6 protein-coding genes are annotated in these 2,683 nt (G+C 32.1%); all 6 read left to right on the top strand.

The features are described 5' to 3' along the window. Positions 1-232, top strand: a 232-nt coding sequence (locus CQA53_RS12615) for a hypothetical protein (RefSeq protein WP_115543939.1), incomplete at its 5' end; no start/stop codon positions are given. Beyond that, positions 225-713, top strand: coding sequence for a hypothetical protein (locus tag CQA53_RS10710; RefSeq protein ID WP_115543940.1), 489 nt, complete (start codon positions 225-227; stop codon positions 711-713). The genes CQA53_RS12615 and CQA53_RS10710, both read left to right, overlap by 8 nt. 10 nt (positions 714-723) lie before the next feature. Continuing rightward, entirely contained in the window at positions 724-1,515 is a 792-nt protein-coding gene (locus CQA53_RS10715) for a hypothetical protein (protein ID WP_115543941.1), read from the top strand. Continuing rightward, complete coding sequence (locus CQA53_RS10720) at positions 1,502-2,200, top strand: hypothetical protein (RefSeq protein WP_115543942.1); 699 nt, start codon at positions 1,502-1,504, stop codon at positions 2,198-2,200. The genes CQA53_RS10715 and CQA53_RS10720 overlap by 14 nt, the downstream gene beginning before the upstream one ends. Next, positions 2,197-2,370, top strand: coding sequence for a hypothetical protein (locus tag CQA53_RS12620; RefSeq protein ID WP_181882459.1), 174 nt, complete (start codon positions 2,197-2,199; stop codon positions 2,368-2,370). Before CQA53_RS10720 ends, CQA53_RS12620 begins: the two co-directional genes overlap by 4 nt. Then, positions 2,342-2,638, top strand: coding sequence for a hypothetical protein (locus tag CQA53_RS10725; protein WP_115543943.1), 297 nt, complete (start codon positions 2,342-2,344; stop codon positions 2,636-2,638). Before CQA53_RS12620 ends, CQA53_RS10725 begins: the two co-directional genes overlap by 29 nt. The last annotated feature ends 45 nt before the right edge of the window (positions 2,639-2,683 follow it).

Below are 2,683 nucleotides of genomic sequence, written 5' to 3' on the forward strand. Positions count from 1 at the left end.
ATCTGAAACATACTATTACACCTTTAAGCTCATCAATGGTAAATTCTATCTTCATCAATATAGCCAAGAAAATTTTGATGATGAAGTGCTTGATAAAACTTTTATCTACTACCGAGCTCCTAGAGATGAACCAAAAGGCAAACATAGAATCTTGCTAGATTCTGTGAATGATGAATTGTTGCAAGAGTTAGAATCTAAGTGCTATAAAGATGGAAAATGTAAAGATGAGTAAGTTACCTTTTATCTTATGCTTTATTTGTTATATTTATGCGCAAGATTCTACATTACAATGGCAAAGTGTGGATTGTAAAGAAAGTGATAATATGCTTATAAAATCTTATGGTTTTATTCCTGAATGTATGGACAAGGATTGCAAGATGAGTTTGTGTCAAGGTGGATTACAAAATGCACAAAAAGCATATATCAATTCAAGCAATATATCCTATGCTTATAGACAATGGTATCAGCAAGATAGACATATACCCCAAATGCCATATAATCTCCCTTTGATAAATACAAATATTGCACTTTATAAAGATATAGCTATCACACCACATATACGCTATATATGGAAAGATTCTAAAAGACTTATTATAGAAGAAGAAAGTGAATGTAGCGAAGTTAATGGCACTTATCCTATTGGGCGATATATTATCTTGCAGCAAATAGGAGATAAAATATTAATTATGCAATTTTCTAATCAAATATGCTAAGGATATTTTATTGTATAACACATTTCTCAATATCCCATATAAACTTATCACAAGAGGTTTTCGATATGATATGCTTAAAAGAGTATTTGATGGGATAAACTATAATACAAGCACACAAACACAAAATGATAGAGATAAGATACAAATCCTTAAAAATATAGTCGATGAGCTTAATAGAATCCACAATGACGAACCTATGTTTGTGCATTATCATCTTAATACAAGGGCTAGGATAGAGCATTTCTTTGGGCAATCTAGGGGTGAATGTGGTAATACATTGGCTTTAGAGGAAAATATTACTAGAGAGCGTGCAAATCTAAATTATAATAGCAATCGCTGGTTAAGCAATATACCAAATACAGATGATGGTTATAACTTTAGAGGGAGGGGATTGTTACATATTACAGGTAGAGGTTCTATAGAACAAGGACGAAATGAAGGCTATACAGGGTTTAATCAAAGAGTTACAAATCCACTCTATGGAGGATTACACAATAGAGATTTTGTCAATAATGCCACTGATAGAGATTCTTTGGCAAATAGTGGATTAGAAGCCTTACTTGCTGGTGTGTATGTGTGGAAAACTCTAATCTCAAGAGAAACACGAACACATCTATATGATATAGCTAATACAGAGGATAGCGTTAGTCCTACACCTAATGAAGTAGCTCATATACCAAATCTTAGTAATAATTTGCGTCTTATTTCACAAAGGATAAATGGTGGAAACAATGGTTTAGCAAGGAGACAAAATGCACTTAACCATATTAGAAATGAAAGGATATTTGATGACTTTGACTAAAATCTTATATATTTTCATTTTGTCATTAGTGCTTAATTCATTCCCGAATCTATCTTATGCTTCAGGCTTAAATGATTTAATGGTGCGAGGCGTGAAGCCGAGCTTTGATTGTGCTAAGGCTAAAAGTGATGATGAGAAAATTATTTGTGGTGATGGTATCGGTATGGCTTTTAATGGAGTGCCTATTATCGATAATTTTTATACAAGTTATTATAATCTTGTCATCAAGGAAATTAATCCTAGTGATAAACAAACAACCAAAAATATCTCATTACAAATGTTAAAACAACGCAGACAATGCCCATCAAAACTGCATTTTCACGATAGTTTTAGCAAAGAAGCGTTTGATAGGGAGAATGAGAAAATAGCCAAAGAGGGCTACAATCCTATTGATTTAGAGAATCTTAGCAGTGGATACGCAAGTGTTTTGGCGATGAATTGTTATGAATCTGTGTATCTCAAAGCTCTGCGAGAAATCACAGAATTTATCTATACTCACCCTAAGTATAAGCATATATTTGAGCAAATCTTTTATCCTAATCCTAGCAAATATTATCATCTCATAACAATAAAAAAACAAAATATCCCTTATGAGCTAAGAGATTTTGATGCGGAGATGGTAGGGGAGATTATCGATGAAGCTATAAAAGATAATTTAGTAGAATCTAATGGAGCATTAAAATGATGATTTGCTTTTGGATAAACAATAACTGCTTTACTCGTGCTAATACCGATACAAGAGCAAGTGTAGATTCTATAACAAGAATCGTCAATAGACATACTGATAACTATCAAGAAAGGGTGAATTCGCATACAAGGATTAAAAATGCAAATATTTTTCAAGATTTTGAGTAAAACAATATTATTATATGGCTTATCGATAAATCTTACTTATGCGTATGATTTAACATTTGCTAAAAAGATTACACAAGATTTGGTAATCGCATATTTTGGGTTTGATAAGCCTTTTGATGATGGGGGTTTTACAGAGGTATTTGAGAGAAATACAGGAAATACAGATTATAATACATTCGTAATAGCAATGAAAAATGATGATAAATATGATGAATTAATGAGAATCCAAGTATGCTTTTTAATCGTGGAGCATATCGAGGATATATAGAAAAGGATCAAAACAAACCTAGAAAGCAAAAGAAACCTCAAGAGC

The sequence above is a fragment of the Helicobacter didelphidarum genome (assembly GCF_003364195.1).
In the GTDB taxonomy this organism is placed as follows: Bacteria; Campylobacterota; Campylobacteria; order Campylobacterales; family Helicobacteraceae; genus Helicobacter_A; species Helicobacter_A didelphidarum.

Excerpts from the sequence above, each read along its gene's own strand:
- CQA53_RS12620 (WP_181882459.1), top strand. The coding sequence starts at position 2,197 with ATGATGATTTGCTTTTGGATAAACAATAACTGCTTTACTCGTGCTAAT.
- CQA53_RS10710 (WP_115543940.1), top strand. The coding sequence starts at position 225 with ATGAGTAAGTTACCTTTTATCTTATGCTTTATTTGTTATATTTATGCG.
- CQA53_RS10725 (WP_115543943.1), top strand. The coding sequence starts at position 2,342 with ATGCAAATATTTTTCAAGATTTTGAGTAAAACAATATTATTATATGGC.
- CQA53_RS10720 (WP_115543942.1), top strand. The coding sequence starts at position 1,502 with ATGACTTTGACTAAAATCTTATATATTTTCATTTTGTCATTAGTGCTT.